The sequence below is a fragment of the Enterovibrio coralii genome (assembly GCF_001559595.1).
GTDB classification, from domain to species: domain Bacteria; phylum Pseudomonadota; class Gammaproteobacteria; order Enterobacterales; family Vibrionaceae; genus Enterovibrio; species Enterovibrio coralii.
This window is the reverse complement of record NZ_LNTY01000060.1, coordinates 48,611-73,722: the sequence shown is the minus strand read 5'-3', so window position 1 is coordinate 73,722 and position 25,112 is coordinate 48,611. Positions and strand designations below refer to the sequence as shown.

Below are 25,112 nucleotides of genomic sequence, written 5' to 3'. Positions count from 1 at the left end.
TCATGTTCACCAGCACGAGGCCATTTACCATGTTGAATTCCGATCCTCAAAACATCATCAAGCAACGTTTCTACCGCCTAGACGACATTCTGACCCTGATCCCTGTCAGCCGCTCCAGCTGGTTAGCTGGCGTGAAAACAGGGCTCTATCCCCAAAGCGTCAAGCTCGGCCCTCGCACCACCGCGTGGCGAGCTGACGACATCGAAGCACTCATTGAACGACTGAACAATGGAGAACTGTCATGATTCGTTCCGCCCTTAGCGCCCTGAGCGCCCTGACTTCACCGCTTTGCCAATCGTTGGATACTAAAGATAAAGCCACCACCAAGCTGCTCCAATGCGCTGAGTTGTTGCTGAATAAGCAAGACGGTGTCTTTGAAACGGACATCAACAAACATTGCCGAACCACCAGTGGACGCAACCTCGTTAGCTGCCTAGAAACGAAACTCAATATCAGGTTTGCACGCCGCCAGCGGTTTAACCCTTTGCTCAATGAGCCACGAACCCATTACGCGCTATCCAATGAAGCGCAGATCGCGGCTGTAACCCTGTTTGTTTTTCACGAACATCAACGCCTCTCTCGAAAAGCAGCAGCTAACGACGCTGATTTCTCAGCACCACTGACAAATAAGGAGACACGAAAGTGAGCTACCGAACCTTCGTAAACATCAAGACCACGGAAGGTGGCAACGCAATGAACTGGGGTGAACTGGTCCATTTGACACAAACACCTAATGTCATTGCCATGACCCGCAGCGTATTTGAAGGTTTGTCAGATGATGAACGTGCAGAAGTAAAGCGGGGCCAATCCAACATTATTCTCAGTGCCGCTAGTCGGCGCTTAAAAGAGGATATCGAGGAGGAGGGACTCACCGCCATCGGCTTGGACTTCGACAGCGGTGAGATAACCTTGGATCAGGTAATAAACGTGCTAAGCGATTTGGGTATCACACAGTACGTTACTTACTCTACCATCAGCCACTCACAGGGTCGTCCCCGCTTTCGGGCCATCTTGCCGCTTGAGGGTGCTCTCTCTGTGGCGGAATGGCAAACACTGGCTGACTACTTACACGATGTCATTTTCCCAACGGCGGACAAAAGCGGGAAAAAAGCATCACAAGCATGGTTCCTGCCTGCCTCTTTCGAAGACGATGACACCTATGAATACAAAGCGGCCGATGGTGACCCACTCTCTGTGGCGCACGACAGCCCCGTTTATGCAGCCGCCGCTGCCTACCAACAATCACTCGCCAACTTCCGAGACAAAAAGAAGGCTCACGAGCGTGGCCTTCTTGACTCGCCCATCACCTACTTCAATCAACACGTACCGCTGGAAAATTGCCTGCTCGATTACGGCTACAAGAAAGTTGGCTCCAAGCGCTACATTCATCCTAAGAGTCAAAGTGGATTAGCTGGTGTCACTATTCTTGGTGAAGGTAACCATAGCTATTCCCATCATGATTGCGACCCGTTGAAAGGGCGAGTGGTTGATGCTTTTGAACTTTATGCACATTTTGAGCATGGCGGCGACAAAGCAAAAGCCGCTTCAGCAATCAAGGCTCTTATGCCCAAAGGGCATACAACACATGAATCCCCAGATGAACGTGGACGCAATCCTTTACGCTACACCAGAGGCAGCCAAGGGTTAAATCTTGACTTGAAATGGTTAATTAAAGGCCTGATTGGCAGAGGCATATTTGGTTATATCTATGGCCCATCAGCCTCTTTCAAATCATTCGTCGCGTTAGACATGTGTTTTGCCATCGTAAGAGGCGAACCTTGGCACGGACACAAGACTGAAAAAGGGGCAGTGCTATACATCGCCGCCGAGGGAAGAGCTGCTGTAGAGAAGCGAATTCGAGCACGAGAACTGGTTGATGACAGACTCTACAACGAGATATTCATTCCTGAAGAGCCAATCATCATGAATAATCCGCTCGACGCCCAACGAATCGTTGACACGCTAAAAGACATTGAAGCGCAAGAGGGCGTGAAAGTTTCACTTGTTGTTGTCGATACACTGGCTCGCACTTTCGATGGTGATGAGAACAAGAACAATGAAATCAGTTCGTTCGTCAGGGGCTGTGACTACATCATCCAACAAACAGGCGCAACGGTAGTTGCTGTCCACCATTCAGGCAAAGATAAAACCAGAGGGGCGCGAGGGGCTTCAGCGCTAAAAGCAGCCGTCGATACAGAGATAGAAATTGACCGCGAGCCTCCTAGCGAAATTGTAAAAGTCACTAACAAGAAGCAGAAAGATGCCGAAGAGTTGGAGCCATTTTCTCTACGATTACGAGAGGTGCCGTTGGACATCAACGATGAAGACGGCGACCCGATAACCTCCCTAATTGTTGACCGTGTTGCTGTTACAGGGCCTCTGCGTAATGCAAGAGACGATAAGAAGGCAGAAGAAATGCGCTGGATTGTCGACCAAGCTGAAGCACATCCTTCTATTGAGCGACTCGCGTTGCGCCGCAGGTTTGTCGAAGAGTTTGCAGATGAGCGGAAACCAGACAGCCGACGTACCGCATTTGATAAACACTTAAAGTCGTTGCTCGAATGTGAGCGATTAGACCTTGAGAGTGACAAGCTCTACCCCGTCACTGACGACTAACCCAATCCGCCCCTGAATCCGGCCCATTGGCGGACACTCTTTTATCGTCCACTTTTAATCCGCCTTTGGAGCCCAGAGAATACGGGGCTTCTACAAACTGAAAATCCGCATCCGGCTAATAATCCGGTTCACAGACTCTAACCGGATTTCCTTCCCCCCCTCTAAGGGGGAAGGAATCCAGTCCGGCCCAGAGAAAAGTGCTGAGTAAGAGTAAACAACCTCCATCCATGAACGCTTCAACGCAGCGCCAAATCAATCAAGAGGCCATTAAAATCAAAACGACAAAGACAATAGTGAAAATCATTACCATTCATGGACTATTTAGTAGCCCATTTCAGTAACTTGCCCCCCTTCGTTCCCCCAGCACAACGTTATCGAATACCCTGCTCTTCTTCGCTGAACGCGCCACATTTTTGACCCAACACACGTACAGATTTACTGACATCATGTTAATTTACACCCATCAAAAGTCAGGCAGAAAAGCGGTATCAGATTTCCAAGAAATACCGCCTATCTGTTCGCCACGCAACCCACGAAAAATGGCGTATCCAACAGCCATCACGTAGAATGCGCGCAACTATAGTACGGTGTATTCTCCGTGCGCAGCACGCTTGCCAGACAAGCCGAACATCGAATTCAGGAAAACCTCCAGCATGGCCCAAGCACCAGCAAAGAAGACACCAGCGAAAAAGAAAGCCGTCAAAGGTTTTGAAGAAACCCTGTGGGACACCGCCAACCAGCTGCGCGGCAGCGTCGAGTCGTCCGAGTACAAGCACGTGGTACTCAGCCTTGTGTTCCTCAAGTTCATCAGCGACAAGTTCGAGGCCAAGCGCCAGCAGTTGATTGATAACGGGCAGGAAGCTTCGTTGATATGGATGTGTTCTACCAGCAAGACAACGTGTTCTTCCTGCCGGAAGACGCGCGCTGGTCCTACGTGAAAGCCCGCGCCAAGCAAGATGACATCGCCGTCATCATTGATTCCGCGCTCTCTACCATCGAGAAGAACAACAGCGCATTGAAAGGCGCGCTGCCAGATAACTACTTCTCACGCATGGGGCTGGAAGTGAAAAAGCTGGCGTCCCTGATTGATGCCATCGAAAACATCGACACCCTCGCTAACGAATGCGATATGAGCGAGCAGGACTTGGTAGGCCGTGTGTACGAATACTTCTTGGGTCGTTTTGCAGCAACCGAAGGTAAAGGCGGCGGCGAGTTCTATACGCCAAAATCCGTCGTAACCCTGCTGGCTGAAATGCTCGAACCCTACCAAGGCAAAATCTACGACCCATGCTGTGGCTCGGGCGGTATGTTTGTTCAGTCGCTCAAGTTCATTGAAAGCCATCAGGGCAAGAGCAAAGACATCGCCATCTACGGGCAGGAGCTGACCACCACCACCTTCAAACTGGCGAAGATGAACCTTGCGATCCGTGGCCTGACGGGCAACCTTGGCGAACGCCCAGCGGACACCTTCTTCAGCGACCAGCACCCAGACCTGAAAGCCGACTTCATCATGGCGAACCCGCCGTTTAACTTGAAAGACTGGCGCAACGAAGCCGAGCTAACGGATGACCCGCGCTTTAACGGCTTCCGAACCCCGCCAACAGGCAACGCTAACTACGGTTGGATTCTGCACATGTTGTCGAAACTGAGTGAAGACGGCACCGCAGGTTTTGTACTGGCGAACGGTTCAATGAGTTCGAACACCAGCGGTGAAGGCGAAATCCGCCAGAAGCTGATTGAAGACGACCGCATTGAGTGCATGATTGCCCTGCCAGGTCAGCTGTTCTACACCACCACAATACCTGTTTGCTTGTGGTTCATGACCAAAAACAAAAAGGCCAACCCGCGCTATGGCTACCGTGACCGCACAGGCGAAACCCTGTTTATCGACGCCCGTGAAATGGGCACAATGGTCAGCCGTGTACACAAAGAGCTGACCCGTGACGACATCGCCAAGATTGCCGACACCTACCACACGTGGCGCTGTGAGCAAAGCGAACTGACTCGCCGCATTGACGCGAAAGAAATCAGCGTTGAGCATTACGAAGACACCGCAGGCTACTGCAAGGTGGCAACCATTGCCGACATCAAAGCCAACGACTTTGTACTGACACCGGGACGTTATGTGGCGCAGCCGATTTGGAAGACGACGGCATCCCGTTTGAAACCAAGATGACCGAACTGACCCAGACCCTGTATCGTCAACTAGACGAGGCCGAAAACCTTGATAAAGCGATCCGCGCCAATATGGAGGCGTTGGGTTATGGGAAGTAATCCAGTTGTAACGACGAAACTCTCAGACCTGTGCGAGCTGATCGTTGACTGTCCTCATTCAACACCAAAGTGGACAGATTCAGGTTTTGTTGTCTTACGAAATCAGAACATTCGCAATGGTGCGTTAGACCTCACATCTCCAAGCTATACGGATGAAGCGGGCTATAACAGCAGGATTAAACGAGCAGTCCCTCAAGCTGGTGATATTGTTATCACTCGCGAAGCACCAATGGGAGAGGTTTGCATTATTCCTGAGGGTCTCCAATGCTGTTTGGGACAACGTCAGGTACTACTAAGACCCAAGAAAGGAATATCAAACGAGTATCTTTTTTGGGCCCTCCAATCGCCATTCGTGAAGCATCAAATTTCATGGAATGAAGGTACAGGTACAACAGTAAGTAATATTCGAATCCCTGTATTGAAGGCTTTTGAAATCCCCCGATGGTTTGAGCAAGAACCTCAAATCGCAGCCCAACTGAGCGCCATCGATAACAAAATCACGCTCAACCGCCAAATCAGCCAGACGTTGGAGCAGATGGCGCAGAAGCTGTTTAAGTCATGGTTCGTCGATTTCGACCCTGTGATAGATAACGCGCAGGATGCAGGCAACCCGATCCCCGACGAACAGCAACACCGCGCTGAAGCGCGCAAAGCAGTGCGCGAAAGTGAAGGCTTCAAGCAACTGCCCGATGATGTGCGACGGCTGTTCCCAGATGCGTTTGAAGAAAGCGAGCTTGGCTGGGTGCCGAAGGGGTGGGCCATTTCCTCTGTAAGTGAGATTTCAGAAATCTTGAACGGCTTTGCGTTTAAAAGTGGAGACTACGCTACTAGCGGTCAATTCGTACTACGAACAAAAAACTTTGAAAACGGTGAAGTTGCCCGAGCAAATGATGACGTGTTTTTGCCTGACTCATTCCTTGATAGCCACAAAAAATACCTTTGTGAACCATATGATTACCACTTAGTTATGGTGGGAGCGAGCGTGGGTAAATGTGCAATGATTTTCCCACATCAATTACCAGCACTGCGAAACCAGAATATGTGGTGTTTCAGAGCCAAAAAGAATTCAATAGCCCATCAAAGCTATGTGAAGTACATGCTAGATATGTTGGTTTCAAAGTCGATTGGTTTGGCTTCTGGCAGCGCGCGCGAATTTTTCCGTAAGGGGGATTTTGGAAACCAAAAAGTTTGCGTAGGTGATGAACTAATTCAGAGCCAATTTGAGTTGATATGTTCCAAATGGACAGAGAAAAAGGCAAAAAATGCAGAGCAACTTGACTCTCTAACCAGACTCCGCGACACCCTGCTGCCCAAACTCATCTCCGGCGAGCTACGCCTTGATGATGTTGAGGCTGCTGTCGTTCAAGAAACCGTAAGCGCATAACGATTAAATTTAATCGAGCAGCGGATGGTGGCTGTCACCATCCGTTTATATCGCCACCAGCAAGTCGCACCAAACAGAAGAATAAGAATAGACAGGACGCCATGACTCACAACTTTGACGAAGCAAAACTGGAACAGGCCATCATCACCTTACTCGGTGAGCATCACACCGCATCCGGACAACAGGTGTACCCGCACCACATCGGCAGCGAGTTACCACGCTCTGATGACGCAGAAGTGCTGATCCTCGATGACCTGCGAGACTACCTTAAAGCCCAGTACAAAGCAGACGGCATCACTGAGGGCGAAATTGAAACCATCGTCCGTCAGTTGCAAACCCTGCCAGCCAGCGACCTGTACCAGAGCAACAAAACCTTCTGTCAGTGGCTGAGTAATGGCTTCCTGCTCAAGCGTGAAGACCGCAACCAGAAAGACCTCTACATCGAGCTGATTGATACCCTAGCCCTGCCTCAAAAACTGGCGGCGATGTTTGTGGAAGGCGTAGATACCATCGAGGCGGACAACAACCGCTACCGCTTGGTGAACCAGCTGGAGATTGAAGGCGTCGACCAACAGAAGCGCATCCCTGATGCCATTATGTACGTCAACGGTTTGCCTGTGGTGGTGTTCGAATTCAAATCCGCCGTGCGTGAAGAAGAGGCCACCACCTATGACGCATGGAGTCAGCTGTGTGTGCGCTACCGCCGCGACATTCCCAAGCTGTTTGTTTACAACGCCCTGTGTATCGTCAGCGATGGAGTCACCAACAAGATGGGCAACCTGTTTGCGCCCTATGAATTTTTCTACGCATGGCGCAAGGTAACGGGTAACGAATCCACCGAGAAAGACGGTATCAACGCCCTCTATACGATGATTCAGGGGCTGTTTCACCCAACCCGCCTGTTGGACGTGATCAAAAACTTTGTTTACTTCCCCGACACCAGCAAGAAAGAAATCAAGCTGTGCTGCCGTTACCCGCAGTATTACGCTGCCCGTAAGCTGTACTACAACATCAAAAAAGAGCGCAAGGTGGTGGATGCCAAGGGCGAAATCGTCCCTTATGACGGAGGTGGCGGCTCAGGTAAGGGCGGCACATACTTTGGCGCAACGGGCTGTGGCAAAAGCTACACCATGCAGTTTCTGTCGCGCCTGTTGATGAAGTCGGTCGACTTTGAAAGCCCGACCATTGTACTTATCACCGACCGTACCGACCTCGACGACCAGCTATCCAAGCAGTTTTGCAACGCGACCGCCTACATTGGCGATGCTGTGATTGAACCTGTCACCAGCCGTCAGGATCTTCGCGACAAGCTGGCAGGGCGAGCCAGTGGCGGTGTGTTCCTCACCACCATTCACAAGTTCACCGAAGACATCAAACTACTGACCAATCGCAGCAACGTGGTCTGTATTTCGGACGAGGCGCACCGCAGCCAGATTAACCTCGACCAGAAAATCACCATCGACCAAGAAAAAGGCACCATCCGTAAAACCTACGGCTTCGCCAAGTACCTGCATGACTCGCTGCCTAACGCCACTTATGTGGGCTTTACGGGTACGCCTATCGACGCCACGCTGGATGTGTTCGGCCCTGCGATTGATACCTACACCATGACCGAAGCCGTCAATGATGGCATTACGGTGCGTATCGTCTACGAAGGCCGCGCTGCCAAGGTGATTCTCGACAACAGCAAGCTGGAAGAGATAGAGAAGTACTACGAAGAATGCGAGCGCATGGGGGCCAACGAGCACCAGATTGAAGAGAGCAAAAAAGCCTCTGCCAACATGAACGCCATTCTGGGCGATCCAGACCGCATTGAGGCGTTGGCGAAAGATTTTGTCGACCACTACGAGAAGCGGGTATCTGAAGGTTCGTCAGCCAAAGGCAAGGCGATGTTCGTCTGTGCCAACCGTGAAATCGCGTATGACTTCTACAAGAACGTGAAAGCACTTCGCCCTGAGTGGTTCGAAGAAAAGCAGGCCATTGATGGCGTCGAGCTGACCGAGAAAGACAAAGAAGAGCTGATGTCATTGCCTATGGTCAACATGGTGATGACCCGTGGTAAAGACGACGAAGCCGATATGTACGGCCTGCTGGGAACCAAGGAGTACCGCAAGGAACTCGACAAGCAGTACAAGAACGCCAAATCGAATTTCAAAATCGCCATCGTCGTGGACATGTGGCTGACGGGCTTTGACGTTCCCGAGCTAGACACCATCTACATCGACAAGCCGCTGCAAAAGCACAACCTCATCCAGACCATCTCGCGCGTGAACCGCAAGTTCGAGGGCAAAGACAAGGGGCTAGTGGTCGATTACATCGGTATCAAATCCCGCATGAATCAGGCGCTGGCGATGTACTCCAAGGCCGACGAAGCCAACTTTGAGGATATCCGTCAGTCATTGATTGAAGTACGCAATCACCTTCACTTGCTCGGTCAGATGTTCCACACGTTTGACAGCAGCGATTACTTTGCCGCAGAACCCGTCAAGCAGCTGGAGTGCCTGAACAAAGCCGCTGAATTCGCCCTTCAGTCAAAGAAAATCGAACTCCGCTTCATGGCCCTTGTGAAGCGCCTGAAAGCTGCCTATGACGTTTGTGTGGGCAGTGAGGAAATCACGCAGGACGAGCGCGAACGCATCCACTTCTACATTGCGGTGCGCTCTATCGTGTTCAAGTTGACCAAAGGCGATGCGCCCGATACCGCGCAGATGAACAAGCGTGTGCGTGAAATGATTGCTGAAGCCATCCGCGCTGAGGGCGTGGAGGAAATCTTCCTGCTGGGCGATGACAAGGCCGAAACCATCGACATCTTTGATGACGAGTACATGGACCGCATCAACAAAATCAAACTGCCAAACACCAAGATGCAGTTGCTGCAAAAGATGCTGGAAAAGGCCATCAGCGATTTCAAGAAAGTGAACCAGTTACAGGGGATAGATTTCTCCAAACGCTTCAAGGCGCTGGTGGACCAGTACAACGAGCGCAAAGAAAACGATGTACTGAACGGTGAAGAGTTCGATACCTTCAGCCAGATGATGACCGACATGATCTACGACATCAAAGCCGAGATGCTGTCGTTCGTCGATTTGGGCATTGATATGGAAGAGAAGGCGTTCCTCGATATCCTGGCACACATGTGTGAGAAGTATCAGTTCACCTACGACGAAGACAAGATGCTCGAACTAGCGAAGGAAATGAAGGTCGTCGTTGATGACACCGCACAGTACCCAGACTGGAGCAAACGCGACGACATCAAAGCCAAGCTGAAGGTCGACCTCATCCTGCTACTACACCGCTTCGGCTTCCCGCCCGTTGCGAATGATGACGTATATAAAAACGTACTGGAGCAGGCGGAGAATTTTAAGAAGTACCATGGCTAACAGCACCGCTACTGACACAACCACCAGCGTGACAGACCCTGTTGCGCTGCTACGTGAGTTCTTCGAACGACCAGAAATGGAAAGCCGCCTGACCGTTATTGCCAAAGAGCGCATAACTGGCTGGGAGAACTGGCTTCAGGTCGAACTGAGTTGCTTCCTCCACCAACGAGTGCCTTCTGATAAAGGCCAGTGGTGGCGTGAGTATGCTATCCACTGGGCAAACAAACCAAGAGCGTCGAATTTTGCCAAGCCTGATTTTTGGTTGTGGTCTGGCACCAAAGGCGATTATCACCTGATCGAACTGAAACAAAGCAAACGTGCGGATGAAAAAGCTCTTGAAGGGGTTCAAGGCGACATCAAAAAGCTGAGCTCACTATCAAAGAAGTTCTACGTCAAAGGACGCAAAAATGAAGAGTGCTATACCTGTGCAAGCAAAGTGTTTGTATTAGTGTCACAGTGGGAGCCTTGCGAACAGAAAAAGCTCAACGGGGCAAAATTTACAGCCAAAGGGGCTATCGGCAAATCGGGGTGGCACTGGGTACTTTATCTTGCAAACTGATAGGTAAGCGATGACATTTCAGTGTGCTAGATAACATCGACGGCATACGCTTACTCAGAGGCTCATATCCAGTGTCTAACGGCTTGTGAAGACGCGAATCGACAGTGCGACGGCCTCAAGTGTGGATGGAAATTTAGGGCATGCCAAAATGGCGGACCTAAAGATTGAGCTTTGAACAGACATGACTACTTACTCACTGTAATTGCCATGATTCCGTCTCCGAGGTCAATGAACCCCATACTCTCGTAGTAACTTTTAAGTCTGTCTTCTGGCTTTCCTATAGCCATCTTGTGAGGCCACATTTTTTTTCGCCACTCGGCTTTCTCTGGAGTATCGAAACATCTACTACCTTCATGTTGCAATGGAAAGGATTGAAGTACAACTATCTGTGCGTCTGACGAGAGAAGTCTGATCGCTTCATTCAGAACTTTCAGTCCCAGACCTTGCCCACGGTATTCAGGTAATATTTCTAACCTGTCAATAATAAGCATGTTCAAACAATCGTTTTTAATATCAAGCCGATTGCACACCTCGTCATCAATGAAGTCTTGATAATAGCCAGCTTCCAAATCTGTATTGAAGAACTTCTCTCCTATTCGATTTAATGCTTCAGTCTCATCCAACAAGACTCCCGGCAGTAGCCCTGCCCGGAGAGCACCGTTGCCATCGGCATAGTAGAACTTAGCCTTACCAACTAGACAATGATCGCGCTCATCATCAGAGTCTGTATCAAATATTTCCAACTCATGTTCCGTTAGCCAAAGGGCAGGCTCTTGAACTTGTTCAGTGCTTACCTCTGTGGTGCTTGAATATCTGAATGAATAAAACATTGTAGGGCTCCTTATCTGTGATTGAACACAAAAGCTTTTGGGTTTCAAAATCACCCTAGTCATCCCATCCAGTTGATACAAGGAAGCAGGACAGCCTCGCTCCCCTTGTTACATAAATGAACATATCCCATTGTTATTCAATCGATAAATAAAGAATCACGCACGCGTACGCGCGTACGTTAGAGAAAGCGTCGATGCAAAAATCAAAGTTTAACTTTGTGATATTGATCAACGTTAAAGCTATATACATGACAGGTCAGTGTAACGATAAAAGGACTGTGTTTTCTTAAATATGCTACGAGTGTAAACACCAGCACAGGGAGTCAATCACTGAACTAACGGCGGGAAGCTACTCCCCCGCCCCCCTAACGCGAATAAAAGTATCCTTTGGTGAGTGGAGTCTGTCGTTTCGAAACAAATAAGTCACCACTTTGTATGACGCTATCACCCTAGCCTGCCAAGGCTAAGGTGGCATATGTATGTGGTTTTGATGGACAAGCCATCATAATCTGATTAATCTCACAAAATTCAAAATTATCAGTGAATGGCCCACAGCGTGGACCATTTACGAAAGTTGATTCGGGGTTTGTCATACCAATCAATTGGTTAAGTGGTGGAATCAGTTTCCGCCAGCTCCACCAAACGTTTGAAAAAAAAAGCTTGTATATCAAATGATTACAAGCTTTTTTTTGTGCTCATTCTCACCTAAATTCGCTAAAACCCGTCATTACAGCAAGTGAGCCACATAGGTGAGCCACACGCATGCAGAGAAAATACATTTACCAAGGCTAGAAAATAAACCGCTTACTTCTGCTTTGGGTAAAAAGATCAAAACAACGAACAAGATGATAAAACCTTAATTCATTAAAATTAAATAGTTAACCTATTGAGATAACGTTTTTTACTTACGCACCAATTCAAAGTATACCTTGGCGTGTTTTTATCGACTATCGCTGTTGAGTGGTGATAAATTACATTATCAACCAAATGAATAGATTTTATTTTCATTTTGATCGAACGAATTTGATCTTTTCGTGATTGATTTGTCGACACACCTAAAAAGTCAATCAAGAAATACAATCCTGCTTTATAGTTTTTAAAGGCTTTGACCTGAACATAAAGCTTTATAGACGATATTTTTTTAAAGCCCATTAAGGGAGCAAGCTCAATATTAATAAAATCATTTTTCTGTAATAGAGATACATACTAGTTACTAAAGCAAATATGTATCTCTTTGCCTGTACAAAAAAGTGAGTCTTTGCCTTTAAATTTATCAAGGCGAACAATAAGATGCTTATTGGTTTTATTTTCTCGCAAATGCCCATTAGCGAGAATAACCAAAATATTTTTCATTGCATTTAAAATAGTTATTCGCTTTAAAACGCCATTTTTCATATAAGAAAACTCACGCTTCTTTGATATTTCAAAATACGTGGTAAGACATAAATAAAAAAGGAATTATTTATGTCAGAAGAAAAACCATTAATAACAATCAAAAAAGTGTCATTTTGGAGCGTTTATTTGAATATTTTTCAAAACCCAAAAGCGATAAGCCACACTCAAATAATGATGTGGATGTGAGTTTTTATATCTCAACCTTAACCGCCTTACCTCGAAATTTTCATAATAATATTTATAACGGTGTAAATATTATTATGCTATTACAAGATCAAGCGGAATATGCAGTGAAAGTGCCGCTTTATGCCACATTTAAACAAGCAGCAACTTTACTTGAAGAAATAAAAGACACACTGCCCGATAAAAGTGATGACTTTGACCCAGATAAACCACTTAAAGGCATTACGCTCGATCACTTGGTCGTGAAATATTTAGAAACTTATAAAAAACAAGGTAAAACAATCTCTAAAGCGCTTTTTGAAAAGCGCACCCAAGGCATGACTGCAAAAAAAATAAAAGAAGCGGGTTTTTCATATCAAAAGGGTTTAAAAGGCTATAAAGTCTTTCCCCTTGAGAAAATTCAGCACCTATTGCCCGATAAATTTATCAAAGAGCGTGACTATTTTGCCAAGCAGCAAGCACTTGAAGCAAAAGTGATGTTACCTGAAAATCAAGATCTTGCTTTTGTTAAAAAAGCGCAACTAATCATTGATGAAGTGGGTGTTCCTGTCATTGAAAAAACAGCGATAAAGCCTATTACTCCCCCAAAGAGCATCGCATTGTTGTGCCGCCTCGAAAAAATTCAGCTCTGACAAAGCCTACTTTGCGGTAATTTTACATGAATTAAGTCATTCAACCGCCAAGGAATTAGGTCGCCCAATGGGACACCCCTTTGGATCTGTCGATTATGCTAAAGAAGAATTAATTGCGGAAACAGCGACTCTCTTTATGTGCTTAGATGAAGGACTTGAAACATTTCATGCTCATGCCAAATATCTTGAAGGTTGGGCAAGCCATTTTTCTGATAAAAAACACGCTTTATTAAGCGTTTGCAAACAAGCCAAAGAAGCGCAGCAATTTATCTGCGATAAAGTTGAAGCACATAAACGCTTACTTGCCCAAAATCCTGCTTATCAAGCACCAACCCATTGTGATGTGATAGTTGATCTTAACAATAAATTTAACCATGAACTGCATCTGACTATTGAAAAAGAAGCGATAAATTACGCTTCATTAATCCCATTAAAACACCAACAATTACTTGGCTTTGATTATTTGGGTGAAGACGGCATTACCGTTTATACAGACAAACACCAGCGCAATATTTACGGCGTAGCCGCAACGATACTAGAACAAAGCACCGCTCATTTTGAAAAGATGCAACAAATTCATAATGTATTACATTGCAAAGATAAAGATGATGAACCTTGTTTTCAAACCAAGCGATTAACAATAAAACCTTAATGGATTTTATCAACATATTGATGTTTAAGTTCAATCAATGCCACTCGATGATCCGACTCATCGAGAATATAATCATCTTGATAGGTTTTAAGTTCCTTTTCAAGTATATATATATGATCCCAAGACAATATCTCATAAAACGCTAAGGTTTCGATGAGTTTTAATCGCCCTAAATGGGGAAAGCGCAGTAAAATATTGACTTGATTTGAAACCACCACATCAGAGATAGCTTTATCAAGTAATTCTTGATCCTCAAAGTTGCTTTTATCAAGAATAATAAAATTATCCATGATGGCATTAATAGCAATTACTTCAATTATTTTATAATAGGTTTTATTATCTAACGTCATATTTATTTCCTCATTTTTTAATAACCACACATATAAGTTATTCATAATTAATCTCTATTATGCGATAACGAACATGACTCATATATGATTTGGTTGTAAAAATGCAAGAAATAAAAAATTATACACTTAAAAAATATCAAGAATTAAGTTTTTAATATATCTTAATATTTAAAAAAAATAATAAAACAAGCACATTTAAAAAATCAATGCGGATATTATTTTCGCTATTTGTTTTATTAATATAAAATATGACGCTATGAATTATTATTTCATGATTGAAGACGGCTTTTATTATTACCGTCTTCAATCATAAAATTAAATCTCTCCACCAACGCCTTTGAACTTATCTACAAATTCAGCAACCTTACGAAAAACAGTTTGCTTCAATGTGCGGTGCTTTGGATTCAATGGGCTTAACTTGGGTAAAGCGTCATTAAGCGCAGTTCCGTTCTCTGACGCAAATTCACGCTTTAACGAGCCTTTTATATACCGTTTAGCGGCTTCTTCATTGAGTTGCTCAGAAGCAATGATCTCAGCCACTGCTTGTTTCTGTTCTTCTTGAGCAAACTTAAAGAAAGCATCAATGATACTGGCTTTATCAGTGATCTTATTCAGATCGGTTTGATTGATGAAATCGACAACAAGACTTTCTTTTGCTCGGTTGCCGAGGCTTGCACGAATAAGACGACGCACTTCTTCGATTAACCCTTCCTTGGTCTTATTCTTCTTGTTCTGCTCAAAAATCAGCTCAAGAATATAATCCAAGTTAATTTCTTGTGATTTCAACAAATCAATTTCAAAAACAACATCATCCCAATTTAGTGTTGATTTATCTTTGTCTTCGCCAGCTTTCTGATTACGTAACCAATCACGGGTATCATTGTATGTTGAACGATAATCTTGAATTGACCGCTCAGAAGGCATATCAATGCGCTTCAATGATTCAACTTCATCATCATTCAAATAATACTGAGCTTTGAATTCTTCTACTGCTTGTTGATCATCTATATCGAGATCTTGAAATGCTCTAAGGCTGACAAACTCATCATAGTTTTGAAGAATATTTTCAACCTTTAGATACTCACCGAACAGCTTGGCGAAATCTTTCTTTTCTTGCTCAGTTTCAATAGCCGCAGGTTCGGGGAATTTATGTTTTAACTCTTGAACAATTTCAATGAAACCACGACGAGCTTTACCCGTAGCAATATCGGTAAAACCTTCCATGTATTCTTTGTAACTTTTCTCAAGCACGACGTTTTTTGTGTTCTTATCACCGAACAAGGTGATCGCATCAATAGTGGCTTGTTCTAAATCACGGAAAGTAACAATGTTACCGAAAGTTTTTGTCGCATCAAAAATACGGTTTGTTCTTGAAAATGCTTGCATTAAGCCATGATAACGAAGGTTCTTATCAACAAATAACGTATTCAGTGTTGGTGCATCAAACCCTGTTAAGAACATGCCGACAACAATCAACAAATCCACTTCTTGTTTTTTAACTCGTTGGGCGAGATCTCTGTAATAATTCTGAAAACCATTCGCATCTACACCAAAGTTCGTTTTAAACATGGTGTTGTAATCATTGATTGCTGCGGTTAAAAACTCTTTAGCGGTGCTATTCATTGCATTCACTTCAAAGCTTTCATCTTCAATCTCACCAATCGCATCTTGTTCTTCATTCGCTGCAAATGAAAAAATAGTCGCTACTTTTAGCGGCTTGTCTTTCCCTTCTTGGAGATGCTTGAACGCTTCATAGTAAGCTTTTGCAGCATCAACACTGCTTACAGCAAACATGGCGTTAAACCCTTTTGCGCCTATGTAAGCTCGATGTGTTTTTTGATTGAAGTTGTTCAACACATATTGTGATATATCACGAATACGGCTTGGATGAAGAAACGCTTTTTTGTTCTCTGCTGCAGTTAATTTCTTCTCATCTTGCTCTGTCTCAAAGCTTTTGAACTGAGGGCGAACATCGTTATAGTCAACTTTGAATTTCAACACCTTCTCATCACGGATAGCATCTGTGATGACATAAGTATGAAGCTGTTGACCAAACACACCGCCTGTTGTTTCCGCACCAAGAGCGTTTTCCGGAAATATAGGTGTGCCCGTAAAACCAAATTGATAAAATTTCTTGAACTTCTTTTTAATATTCTTTTGTGCTTCACCAAACTGACTACGGTGACATTCATCAAAAATGAACACCACTTGTTTTTGATAGACATCAAGTTTGCTTTCGCCTTTAATCAGGTTATTGAGCTTTTGAATCGTCGTAACAATAATTTTATTATCGTCTTTGTCGATGTTTCGCTTTAACCCTGCTGTGCTGTCTGAGCCATTTACACTATCGGGAGAAAAGCGTTGGTATTCTTTCATTGTTTGATAATCAAGATCTTTTCTATCAACAACAAAAAACACTTTATCAATAAAATCTAACTCTGTAGCTAGGCGTGCTGCTTTGAAACTGGTTAGTGTTTTACCCGAACCTGTGGTGTGCCAAATGTAGCCACCGCTTTCTGTTTTACTCCAATTTTTGGTGTTAAAAGCACTTTTAATCTTCCATAAAATACGCTCGGTTGCCGCAATTTGATACGGGCGCATAATTAACAATGTGTTACTTACATCAAAAACAGAATAACGGAGCAATACTTCAAGCAAAGTTTCTTTTTGTAAAAACGTGGCGGTGAAATCTTTCAGATCTTTAATCAAGCTATTGTCTGATTTCGCCCAATTCATGGTGAAATCATAACTGTTTTTATCTCGCTTTGTTGTGTTCGCAAAATAGCGTGTATTTGTTCCGTTTGAAATCACAAACAATTGAAGAAATTTATACAGTGAATTTTCTTCATTAAAGCTTTCTTTGCTATAACGATGAATTTGATTGAAAGCCTCACGAATAGCAACGCCACGTTTTTTAAGTTCGATTTGAACTAACGGAAGACCATTAACAAGAATGGTGACATCATAACGGTTGGCGTGAATACCTGTTTGCTCAAGTTGTTTGATAACTTGCACTTTGTTACGTGCAAGCAGTTCTTTATCAAACAGATAAATATTTTCAATATGCCCATCATCAAAGATGAAATCATAGATATAATCGGTATGAACTTTGGTTGTTTTTTCAATGATAGTATCACTTGCTGCGTGCAAATATTCTTCTTGAAAACGTAACCATTCCGCATCTGTAAATTTTACGTTGTTAAGCTCTTGAAGTTGAACACGTGCATTATCTAACAACGCATCAGGCGTTGTGACAGTCGGTAAATATTCATAACCTTGATTGCGTAAGTCTTGAATTAATTCACGTTCTAAATCATTTTCACTTTGATAACTATCATTTATTTGTAACGTATTTGTGTATTCTTCAAGTACGATGTAACTATTTGTTTCTGCAATGGTGTTGTTTTTCTGCATTTTCTTGCCTAAGCCTGTGTTGTATTTTGAGATCTCGTACCTTTATAAATACTGTCAATCTCTTTCACTAAATATTTAAAAACACGCTTATGCTCTTCTTGAACCTCACTTATCTCATCCCCTGAATGCTTAGCATGATTATAAAGATTGATAACTCTTGCGTATGGATTTGATCTAGCTTTTGACTGAGGCAATAATTCTCCCCACTCTTTATAACCTAAAAATGTTGATGTCTTTTCAAGTACGTTTCTTAAAAAATTGAAATGATATTTATTAATTTCACCAGATTCAGCTGCTTTATTAAGCTCATCTTTTAGATATAGATGATATGAAAAAGGTGAGTCATCTCCTTGCCCTATTAATTCATGATTACCATCAGATGATTTTCTTAAAATTAACTTTTCAGCTTTACTGAATTCATTAAAAAGCACATTATAAAAAAGTGGGTTATGGGTTGTGATAATAAATTTCAAATCAGAAGATTGACTAGATTTGATTAAATTTGCTAAATCTATTGCTAATTCAATAAGATGGTTATCATCAAGTGAACTTACTGGATCGTCAATAAATACGTATTTTAAGGTATTAAAGTTATCGATGGATCTATTCGTGGGATCTATCTCATTAAGGTTGGATATTACTTGCTGTAAAAGAGTGTACATAACACTCCACACAAAATTGCTTTCTTCGCCTTTTGAAATTTTAATGACTTCGTATTTACCTTGAACAACGTTGTTACTTTCTTCTTCAATAGCTGATTCATAATCATCAGGCTTGTCTGAAGCTATTTCAAAGGTAATCTCAGAATTAGCAGGTACAACAATTTCTTTCTCTTTATCATCAGGATTTTTAATTTTGTATTCTGGATTGAATACCGGATTAGCTTTGCTACCTGTATATTTTTGAAAATTTTCAGCGATATTGCTATATTCACCAGATGTATCTATCAAGTCCAGAAGCCAACCTGTAAAAGTATTTGGTTGTATTTTTAGCTTCGGTTTTACGTCATTTTCTAAATCGTTATCCCAGTAAAACAAATCTTCTGTAAATGCATTATAATAAAGAATCCGATCACGTGGCTGCACACCATCATGTTCTTCATTTTCTGAATCTTTAGGCGCAACTAAATCTTTAAATTCACGAGAAAGACGAGTTTTACCCGTCCCATTAAAAGCATAGATTAATTGCACTTTCTTTTTAGATTCTTTTTAGCTGTTCCGCTATTTCCTTTAGCGTTTTACTCATTTACTATAGTCTCATCTTGTTTTTTGAAACTTAACAGTTGTTCACGATAATATTCGTATTGCTGTTGACGTAATTTAATTTCTTTTGTTAATGAATTAATTATTAAATTATTTTTATTTTCTAACTCATCAAGAAAATTTACTACATTTTCTTGTTCGTCGGATGATAAAACTGGGATTTGTATTTTAGCTAGATTGTCAGCATTAACACGTTTAACTTTTGTACCAGTAATATATTTTCTTTTTTGCTTATCAAAGTGTTCCGTTTGGAAATAATAAGACACATATTTTGGATTCATAGAATGCTTATAAATACAAGCATCGCTACTTATAGCTATATCATCAGATCCTAACCAAGCGACTGCTTTACATACATCTTTATCATTTTCACTTGTAGTAGCGATGATTAAATCTCCTTCACTAGCCATTTTAGCTTTTAAAGCAAATTCTTTAGATACAAAAGATTTTGTTGCGGTTGCTGCTGTATCATAATGGGTAAATATCTGCCCATAATGAATACAACCGACACCATTATCCGTAAAGTCTTTTTTTTGTAGCCCACCACCTCGAACAAATTTACCAAGTTTAGGATTTCCTAATAACTGTAAATTTGAGCGATTATCTTTAGTATCGAACAATTGATCACGATAATGATCATATTGTTTTTTACGAAGATTAAGTTCGGTTGTTAACTCAGAAGTTAATGCTTTTGTTTTCTCAGAAAAAGAATCCAATACACGAACAATTTCCGCTTGGATTTCAAGTGATTTTTCTGGGTTGTTTGGACATGGGATTGGTACTAAATATTTTTCAAACATTGGCTTTCGTAGAGATGTTACGGAAGCGTGAACCGACGTTTTTTCTAAATATTTAGCAAAATTTGTTTTAATAAAGTGATATAAGAATTTCGAATCTACAGTATCATTATTTACTACAATTCTATACGCTCTTTGGTGTAGGGCATATTTACCTTTGACGTAATGGAATACTTTACCAACTCCGACCCCATCACCAGCGGTAATAATTGCTGTTTCATCAAATTCATACTCATTAATTGTTCGAGGCGTTTGAGAACGAACAAAAAATGGATACTTGCCATTTTCTAATGCTTCATTTGTATTGCTACTTCCTGTCCCGATAATTGCGATTTCTTTTAATGTTTTCCATTCAATCTCAATACCGTCTAATAACTTATCAATGAATTCCATACCTCTCATGCTTTTTTCTTCCCTGTTTCAATTTCAGCAACAATGGCATCAATATCGCTGCGAAGCTGAGTAATCTTCGTAACAGTGGTATGTAAATCAGCATTAAGGTCAGTGATATTAACCATTTCACGTGTGTCTTTAGCTTCAACATACGTGCTAACAGAAAGGCTATAGTTGTTTTCATTATTTGAAATATCGTCATTCGGCACTATCTTCGAGACGTGATCAATATCGGTTTTACTTTCGAACATCTCAATAATCTGTTTGATATGGTCATCAGTAAGAACATTATTGTTGGTTTCTTTTTTAAAGAAGTCCTCACCACTAGCATCAATGAACTGCGTTTTATTGTCTGTTTTGTGTTTTGACAGCACTAAAATATTCACAGCGATGGTTGTGCCGAAAAACAGGTTAGGCGCAAGTGAGATGACTGTTTCAACATAGTTTTTATCAACCAGATATTTACGGATTTTCTGCTCTGCACCGCCACGGTAAAAGATCCCCGGAAAGCAAACGATAGCAGCTCGACCTTTTGACGATAAACGATTTAGTGCATGAAGAACAAAAGCAAAGTCTGCTTTCGATTTAGGTGCAAGCACGCCAGCAGGTGCAAAGCGTTCATCATTGATAAGTGTTGGATCATCACTACCAATCCATTTCACTGAATAAGGAGGGTTAGAGACGATAGCATCAAAGGTGTCCTCATCCATAAAACATGGGTGTTCTAGCGTATCACCTAGTTGAATATCAAACTTATCGTAATTTATGTTGTGCAAAAACATATTCATACGAGCCAAGTTATAGGTAGTGTGATTTAACTCTTGACCATAAAAACCATCGTCGATGATATGTGCATCAAAGTGTTTTTTAGCTTGAAGCAATAGCGAGCCAGATCCGCAAGCAGGGTCATAAATTTTGTTGATGCTTGTTTGACCATGCATTGCTAGTTGTGCAATCAGTTTAGAAACATGAGATGGCGTAAAATACTCACCACCTGATTTCCCCGCATTCGCTGCATAGTTAGAAATCAAGAACTCATAGGCATCACCGAACAAATCAATTTGGTTATCTTCAAATTTACCAAAATCGAGTTCAGCGACTCTTTGCAAGACTTTCCGAAGACGGTTGTTCTTCGCTTCTACGGTGTTACCGAGACGATTGCTGGTAACATCAAAATCAGCAAACAAACCATCAATGTCTTTTTGAGACGGGAAACCGTTTGCTGAATTTTCAATAGAAACAAAGATTTTTTCTAAATCCGTATTTAAATTTTTATTGTCTTTTGCTTTGCTGGCGACATTGCAAAATAATTGACTTGGGTAGATAAAATACCCTTTGGTACGAATCGCATCTTCTTTCGCTGCTTCGATGTTTTCATCATCATCAGCCATTGATGCGTAATCAACACTCTCATCGCCACCCGTGATGTAAGCTGTAAAGTTTTCACTGATAAAGCGGTAAAACAATGTACCAAGTACATACTGCTTAAAATCCCAGCCATCTACTGAACCACGAACATCATTCGCAATCGACCATATGCTTCGCTGTAGTACAGCACGTTGTTGAGTACTAACCATTTCTATTTCCTAATCTCTATATAAGCATGAAATACAAGAATGCACGTCATAACTGTTCAAATGTCTTCTGATAAATTTTTTTGATTTTCAATCCACTGAATCAAATCGCTTTGCTTCGCTCGCCATGCGCCACCGACTTTAAAACAAGGCAGCTTCCCTTCACTAGCAAGGCGATAAGCGGTTTTTTCAGCGATTTTTAAATACGCTGCGACCTCTTTTAACGTCAATATGGGATCATCCATAAACGTCACTAGCCTTTGTTAACAAAACAATAAGTGAATTATGAGGCTTAATGAGAAAATTGGGAAGGTTGTTTACACTTTGGTTCTGTTTTTTGTTGATCAACAAAAGGAGGGATACCTGCAAAAGAGGAGTTGAACCGCCGTCCGTAAAACCTGCCACTCCACCAAAATCAGCACAAAATTCAGCCGAATTTTTCACAAAAACGCCGCCCATTCCATGCAACACTTTCAATTCAAGAGCAATGTAAAACGAAAATAAACCAATCACTTGCTACAAAACATTGACCTAATGAATAATAGGTTACACACAAGCCAGCTCCACCAAACGTTTGAAAAGGCCAATCCGCGAGGATTGGCCTTTTTTTTTGCTTTTATAGCTCTCATTGTTTAATGAGTACTGGAAAGCACCATGCTAAATAAAAGTAGGGTTCCCCTACTTTGTCACGATTAGCTAGCCATACTCTGCTGCTTTTTCTCTAGTGCCAATTGCTCGTTATATCTATCGAGAAGGGATGAAACAGACCTCCCTAATGCTAATCCCAGTAACGGCGGAACAGCATTCCCGACTTGAGTATATTGTGGCACTTCGAACTTACGCATTTGGCCGCCAGTGGTCGCTTTGGAGCGGAACACAAATCTGCAAATCCATCAATTACCCGCACGAGATCATTGTTAACCCACTAAAAATTAAGGACATTAACTCTAAACTTATAGTTCGCAGTAGATTTAATGGCCGTATACAACACATCTTCAGACTCAGCTAACACCGCAGTGCGCGCTTTCCTAACCAAAGTCGGCGAATTTTACTTTGGTGCCTCCTTCAACACTGCCAGTGGGAAAGGCAAAGCCGTATGGGCAAAAATCAAAGAGCAGGATTTCAACGGCTGCTGCGCATATTGCGGGGATTCATCTTCAACGCTTCAGGTTGAACACCATCTTATGTTCAATCGCACTGAATACGGTCTTCATCATCCGGGTAATGTTGTACCTTGCTGCAAAGGCTGTAACAAACGTACAAGAAAGGCTGATAAATCGTTTAGCAATTGGGAGGAACATTTACTGGCTGTCTGCTATCAAAAAGGACAGGCTGATAAGTTTGAATCTCGAAAAATAATAATCCAGGCGCACATCAAAAACTTTCATTACCCAGAACTTACAGCCTCAGAAAAACATGCCATTCGCGTTATTGCGAATAGTCTTTACGACAACATCAAAATTGAGTCTGACAAGTCGCTTGGGCTTTATAAAGAGTTAGATAAAGCGTTCAACAAAGAAATTTAAGCTAGATAATACTGGTTGAAAACTTTTGCGGTGCGCAACATCACCATTCCCCCACCAGCAAGCGACTCTTAACACCAGCTACTTGCAACTGCATGGCTTCAAACACCGCCTCAAACTCCTGTTCGTGGGAATGGATATTAGGCAAAGAAAGCGAGGCTTCCGTGAAAAAGCGAGTTCGGTCTTGCTCTTCATTCCACGCCAACTTCCAGAAGTCGATGATTTGTGGCATCGCACTTTTTAGCCTCTGCTTGGAAGGGACTCGATTAAGTTTGCTGAGATTCTCTTTGCTTGAGGTTGGAAATAGGTTCCACCTGTCATTGTTCGGCCAGAACGCAAATGGGACGCAGTGGTCAACGTGGTAGGTATCCTTTAGGGGCCTATTGCTCCATACACTGACAATCGTTTGGTGGTTTGCACGCAGGGCGTCAATGCGCTTTCTCACATCTCGGGTATCGTGCTTGGCATCTATCCACGTAAGGCAATCATGATAGGCTTGCAAAGAAATGCCTCGACGTTGGTTTTGCTCGTAACGCCTCATTTCTGCTATCCATTGGTTTACCACCAAAGGTTCTATCCAACTGGCATAAAGCTCAAACACTCCCACAGGCTTTCTTCTAACGTAAAAACGCCGAAGCTTTGCAAAAACGCACTGTCTACAACAACACTCGATTGCGTTTTGGTTTTGTTTCGCTCGATGGCAAAAAGTGGCGTTGTTATTTCACTGCGGTAGGTGAATTTCACTGGGCCGGACTTGAGGGTTGCAATGGTATCTCGAATGGCCTTCTGCAGAGCTATTGCTTCTTCGCCATAGAAAAAGGTGCCTATCGCAAGATCATCTGCGGCAAGGTGCTTAAGCTTTCCCCACCCCTCGTCTTTGACAAAACTTAGCCCTTTGTTCGAATCACTGTTTTGCTGAATGCCCATGCCATTTCCCGCATCGGTATCCAACAAACGTTTGTACTGCCGAATCCAATAAAGCGCGACTAAACCCAGAGGAATGGAAACGCGTTTGTTTGCGCTATCAACCACTGCCCCAGGGTGGGCATCAGCGATGCGAAGCAGGGTTCGCAACAGAGCCAGTTTATACGTTGCCGCTTTACTGTCGTTGACGATAACGTGTCGCACGGTCAGCAGGTCACCCGAGCCATCATCTGGCAGCGAAAGCACCACTGTCTGCCATTTCACGGCGTCTCGTCCTAATGCATCATCAATCAGGTTGGTTTTAAGTCTGACTTGCAGCGCATGGTCTTTTGCGAACTGCTCTATTTCTTCGACAGAAACTTTATGTGCTGCTCGCGCATCATCAAAAGTGCCGTGGCGCAGGGTGATCACCAACTTTCCGTTGGGAGCCAATAAATTTGCCAGTTTTCTGAACGCACGAGCGCGATCACTGGGCGCAATGTGCATCCAAACCGCAGACAGTAAAATACAATCGAATCGAACGCTGAGTTGATTCACCACACTGAGTTCGGGCAAGGTATCGGAAAGCCAAGTCACAGACAGTGATTGAGAACGTGACTCCCCAATTGCGCGAAATGCGTCTGCGGGCTCGACCGCGTAAACATCGCATCCCCGTTGAGCCAACCAAATGGCATCCGCCCCATTGCCAGCCCCCACATCCAACACTTTACAGATGCGATCATTCCCTTCTGGCCAAAATGGACGCCAGCTAGCGTGAACCTGCTCAAACGTCACTTGTTGATATTGTTCATCAAGTGCTTGGGCATGAATGTGATAGTGCTTAATGGTTGGGTTCATGGTGATAAAAGCGTTCTGAGTGACAGCTCAATTGTAATGTTTTATCAGTAGGTTGCTCTTGCTAGCAAACAAATTTTCAACGCAAGACGCATGTTTAGCGCGCTGTCTTAATTCGCTAGCTTTCTGTTCATCA

At 43.2% G+C, this 25,112-nt stretch carries 17 protein-coding genes and 3 pseudogenes; 10 read left to right on the top strand and 10 right to left on the bottom strand.

The window, feature by feature from the left end; translation table 11 throughout:
- The first annotated feature begins 29 nt into the window (after nt 1–29).
- The 7 genes and pseudogenes from ATN88_RS23940 to ATN88_RS23910 all read left to right on the top strand — a co-directional run bounded on the left by ATN88_RS23940 (nt 30) and on the right by ATN88_RS23910 (nt 10,213).
- Nucleotides 30–245, top strand: coding sequence for a helix-turn-helix transcriptional regulator (locus ATN88_RS23940; protein WP_067419996.1), 216 nt, complete (start codon nt 30–32; stop codon nt 243–245).
- Entirely contained in the window at nt 242–646 is a 405-nt protein-coding gene (locus ATN88_RS23935; RefSeq protein ID WP_067419995.1) for a hypothetical protein, read from the top strand. The genes ATN88_RS23940 and ATN88_RS23935 overlap by 4 nt, the downstream gene beginning before the upstream one ends.
- Nucleotides 643–2,616 (top strand): AAA family ATPase, encoded by a 1,974-nt coding sequence (locus tag ATN88_RS23930; protein ID WP_067419994.1) that lies wholly within the window; start codon nt 643–645, stop codon nt 2,614–2,616. The genes ATN88_RS23935 and ATN88_RS23930 overlap by 4 nt, the downstream gene beginning before the upstream one ends.
- Before the next feature lie 653 nt (nt 2,617–3,269).
- Nucleotides 3,270–4,890 (top strand): annotated as a pseudogene (locus tag ATN88_RS23925) (N-6 DNA methylase).
- Nucleotides 4,880–6,274, top strand: coding sequence for a restriction endonuclease subunit S (locus ATN88_RS23920; RefSeq protein WP_067419993.1), 1,395 nt, complete (start codon nt 4,880–4,882; stop codon nt 6,272–6,274). Before ATN88_RS23925 ends, ATN88_RS23920 begins: the two are co-directional and overlap by 11 nt.
- Nucleotides 6,275–6,375: 101 nt before the next feature.
- Nucleotides 6,376–9,654 carry a type I restriction endonuclease subunit R gene (locus tag ATN88_RS23915; protein WP_067419992.1) on the top strand — a complete coding sequence of 1,093 codons (3,279 nt, stop codon included), beginning with the start codon at nt 6,376–6,378 and terminating at the stop codon, nt 9,652–9,654.
- Nucleotides 9,647–10,213 (top strand): hypothetical protein, encoded by a 567-nt coding sequence (locus tag ATN88_RS23910; RefSeq protein ID WP_067419991.1) that lies wholly within the window; start codon nt 9,647–9,649, stop codon nt 10,211–10,213. The genes ATN88_RS23915 and ATN88_RS23910 overlap by 8 nt, the downstream gene beginning before the upstream one ends.
- Nucleotides 10,214–10,398: 185 nt before the next feature.
- Here the strand turns inward: ATN88_RS23910 and ATN88_RS23905 are convergent, their stop codons facing one another.
- Nucleotides 10,399–11,043 (bottom strand): GNAT family protein, encoded by a 645-nt coding sequence (locus ATN88_RS23905; protein ID WP_067419990.1) that lies wholly within the window; start codon nt 11,041–11,043, stop codon nt 10,399–10,401.
- A 1,508-nt stretch (nt 11,044–12,551) separates the two neighbouring features.
- Between ATN88_RS23905 and ATN88_RS25955 the strand changes: the two genes are divergently transcribed.
- Nucleotides 12,552–13,253 (top strand): ssDNA-binding domain-containing protein, encoded by a 702-nt coding sequence (locus ATN88_RS25955; RefSeq protein ID WP_198158453.1) that lies wholly within the window; start codon nt 12,552–12,554, stop codon nt 13,251–13,253.
- 19 nt (nt 13,254–13,272) lie between these two features.
- Entirely contained in the window at nt 13,273–13,905 is a 633-nt protein-coding gene (locus tag ATN88_RS25950; RefSeq protein WP_198158455.1) for a zincin-like metallopeptidase domain-containing protein, read from the top strand.
- Here ATN88_RS25950 and ATN88_RS23880 read toward each other — a convergent pair.
- The 8 genes and pseudogenes from ATN88_RS23880 to ATN88_RS28010 form a co-directional block, all read right to left on the bottom strand.
- Nucleotides 13,902–14,255, bottom strand: a complete 354-nt coding sequence (locus tag ATN88_RS23880; RefSeq protein ID WP_157490808.1) for a hypothetical protein — start codon at nt 14,253–14,255, stop codon at nt 13,902–13,904. The two genes, ATN88_RS25950 and ATN88_RS23880, sit on opposite strands and share 4 nt — an antisense overlap.
- Before the next feature lie 315 nt (nt 14,256–14,570).
- A complete protein-coding gene (locus ATN88_RS23875) occupies nt 14,571–17,669 on the bottom strand; it encodes an HsdR family type I site-specific deoxyribonuclease (protein ID WP_067419984.1) in 3,099 nt (1,032 codons plus the stop codon).
- Between the two features lie 8 nt (nt 17,670–17,677).
- A complete protein-coding gene (locus ATN88_RS23870) occupies nt 17,678–18,859 on the bottom strand; it encodes an AAA family ATPase (RefSeq protein ID WP_067419983.1) in 1,182 nt (393 codons plus the stop codon).
- Between the two features lie 47 nt (nt 18,860–18,906).
- Complete coding sequence (locus ATN88_RS23865) at nt 18,907–20,130, bottom strand: restriction endonuclease subunit S (RefSeq protein ID WP_067419982.1); 1,224 nt, start codon at nt 20,128–20,130, stop codon at nt 18,907–18,909.
- Nucleotides 20,127–21,698, bottom strand: coding sequence for a type I restriction-modification system subunit M (locus ATN88_RS23860; protein ID WP_067419981.1), 1,572 nt, complete (start codon nt 21,696–21,698; stop codon nt 20,127–20,129). The genes ATN88_RS23865 and ATN88_RS23860 overlap by 4 nt, the downstream gene beginning before the upstream one ends.
- 56 nt (nt 21,699–21,754) lie before the next feature.
- Nucleotides 21,755–21,940: a helix-turn-helix domain-containing protein gene (locus tag ATN88_RS23855; protein ID WP_067419980.1), complete on the bottom strand. Its 186-nt coding sequence runs from the start codon at nt 21,938–21,940 to the stop codon at nt 21,755–21,757.
- Nucleotides 21,933–22,208, bottom strand: coding sequence for a hypothetical protein (locus ATN88_RS23850; protein ID WP_157490807.1), 276 nt, complete (start codon nt 22,206–22,208; stop codon nt 21,933–21,935). Before ATN88_RS23850 ends, ATN88_RS23855 begins: the two co-directional genes overlap by 8 nt.
- A 179-nt stretch (nt 22,209–22,387) precedes the next feature.
- Nucleotides 22,388–22,576, bottom strand: a pseudogene (locus tag ATN88_RS28010) (hypothetical protein); the annotation flags it as partial.
- Between the two features lie 93 nt (nt 22,577–22,669).
- Between ATN88_RS28010 and ATN88_RS23845 the strand changes: the two are divergent.
- Nucleotides 22,670–23,221, top strand: coding sequence for an HNH endonuclease (locus ATN88_RS23845; RefSeq protein WP_067419978.1), 552 nt, complete (start codon nt 22,670–22,672; stop codon nt 23,219–23,221).
- A 40-nt stretch (nt 23,222–23,261) separates the two neighbouring features.
- Here the strand turns inward: ATN88_RS23845 and ATN88_RS23840 are convergent.
- Nucleotides 23,262–24,979: pseudogene (locus ATN88_RS23840) on the bottom strand (methyltransferase domain-containing protein).
- Nucleotides 24,980–25,112: the final 133 nt, after the last annotated feature.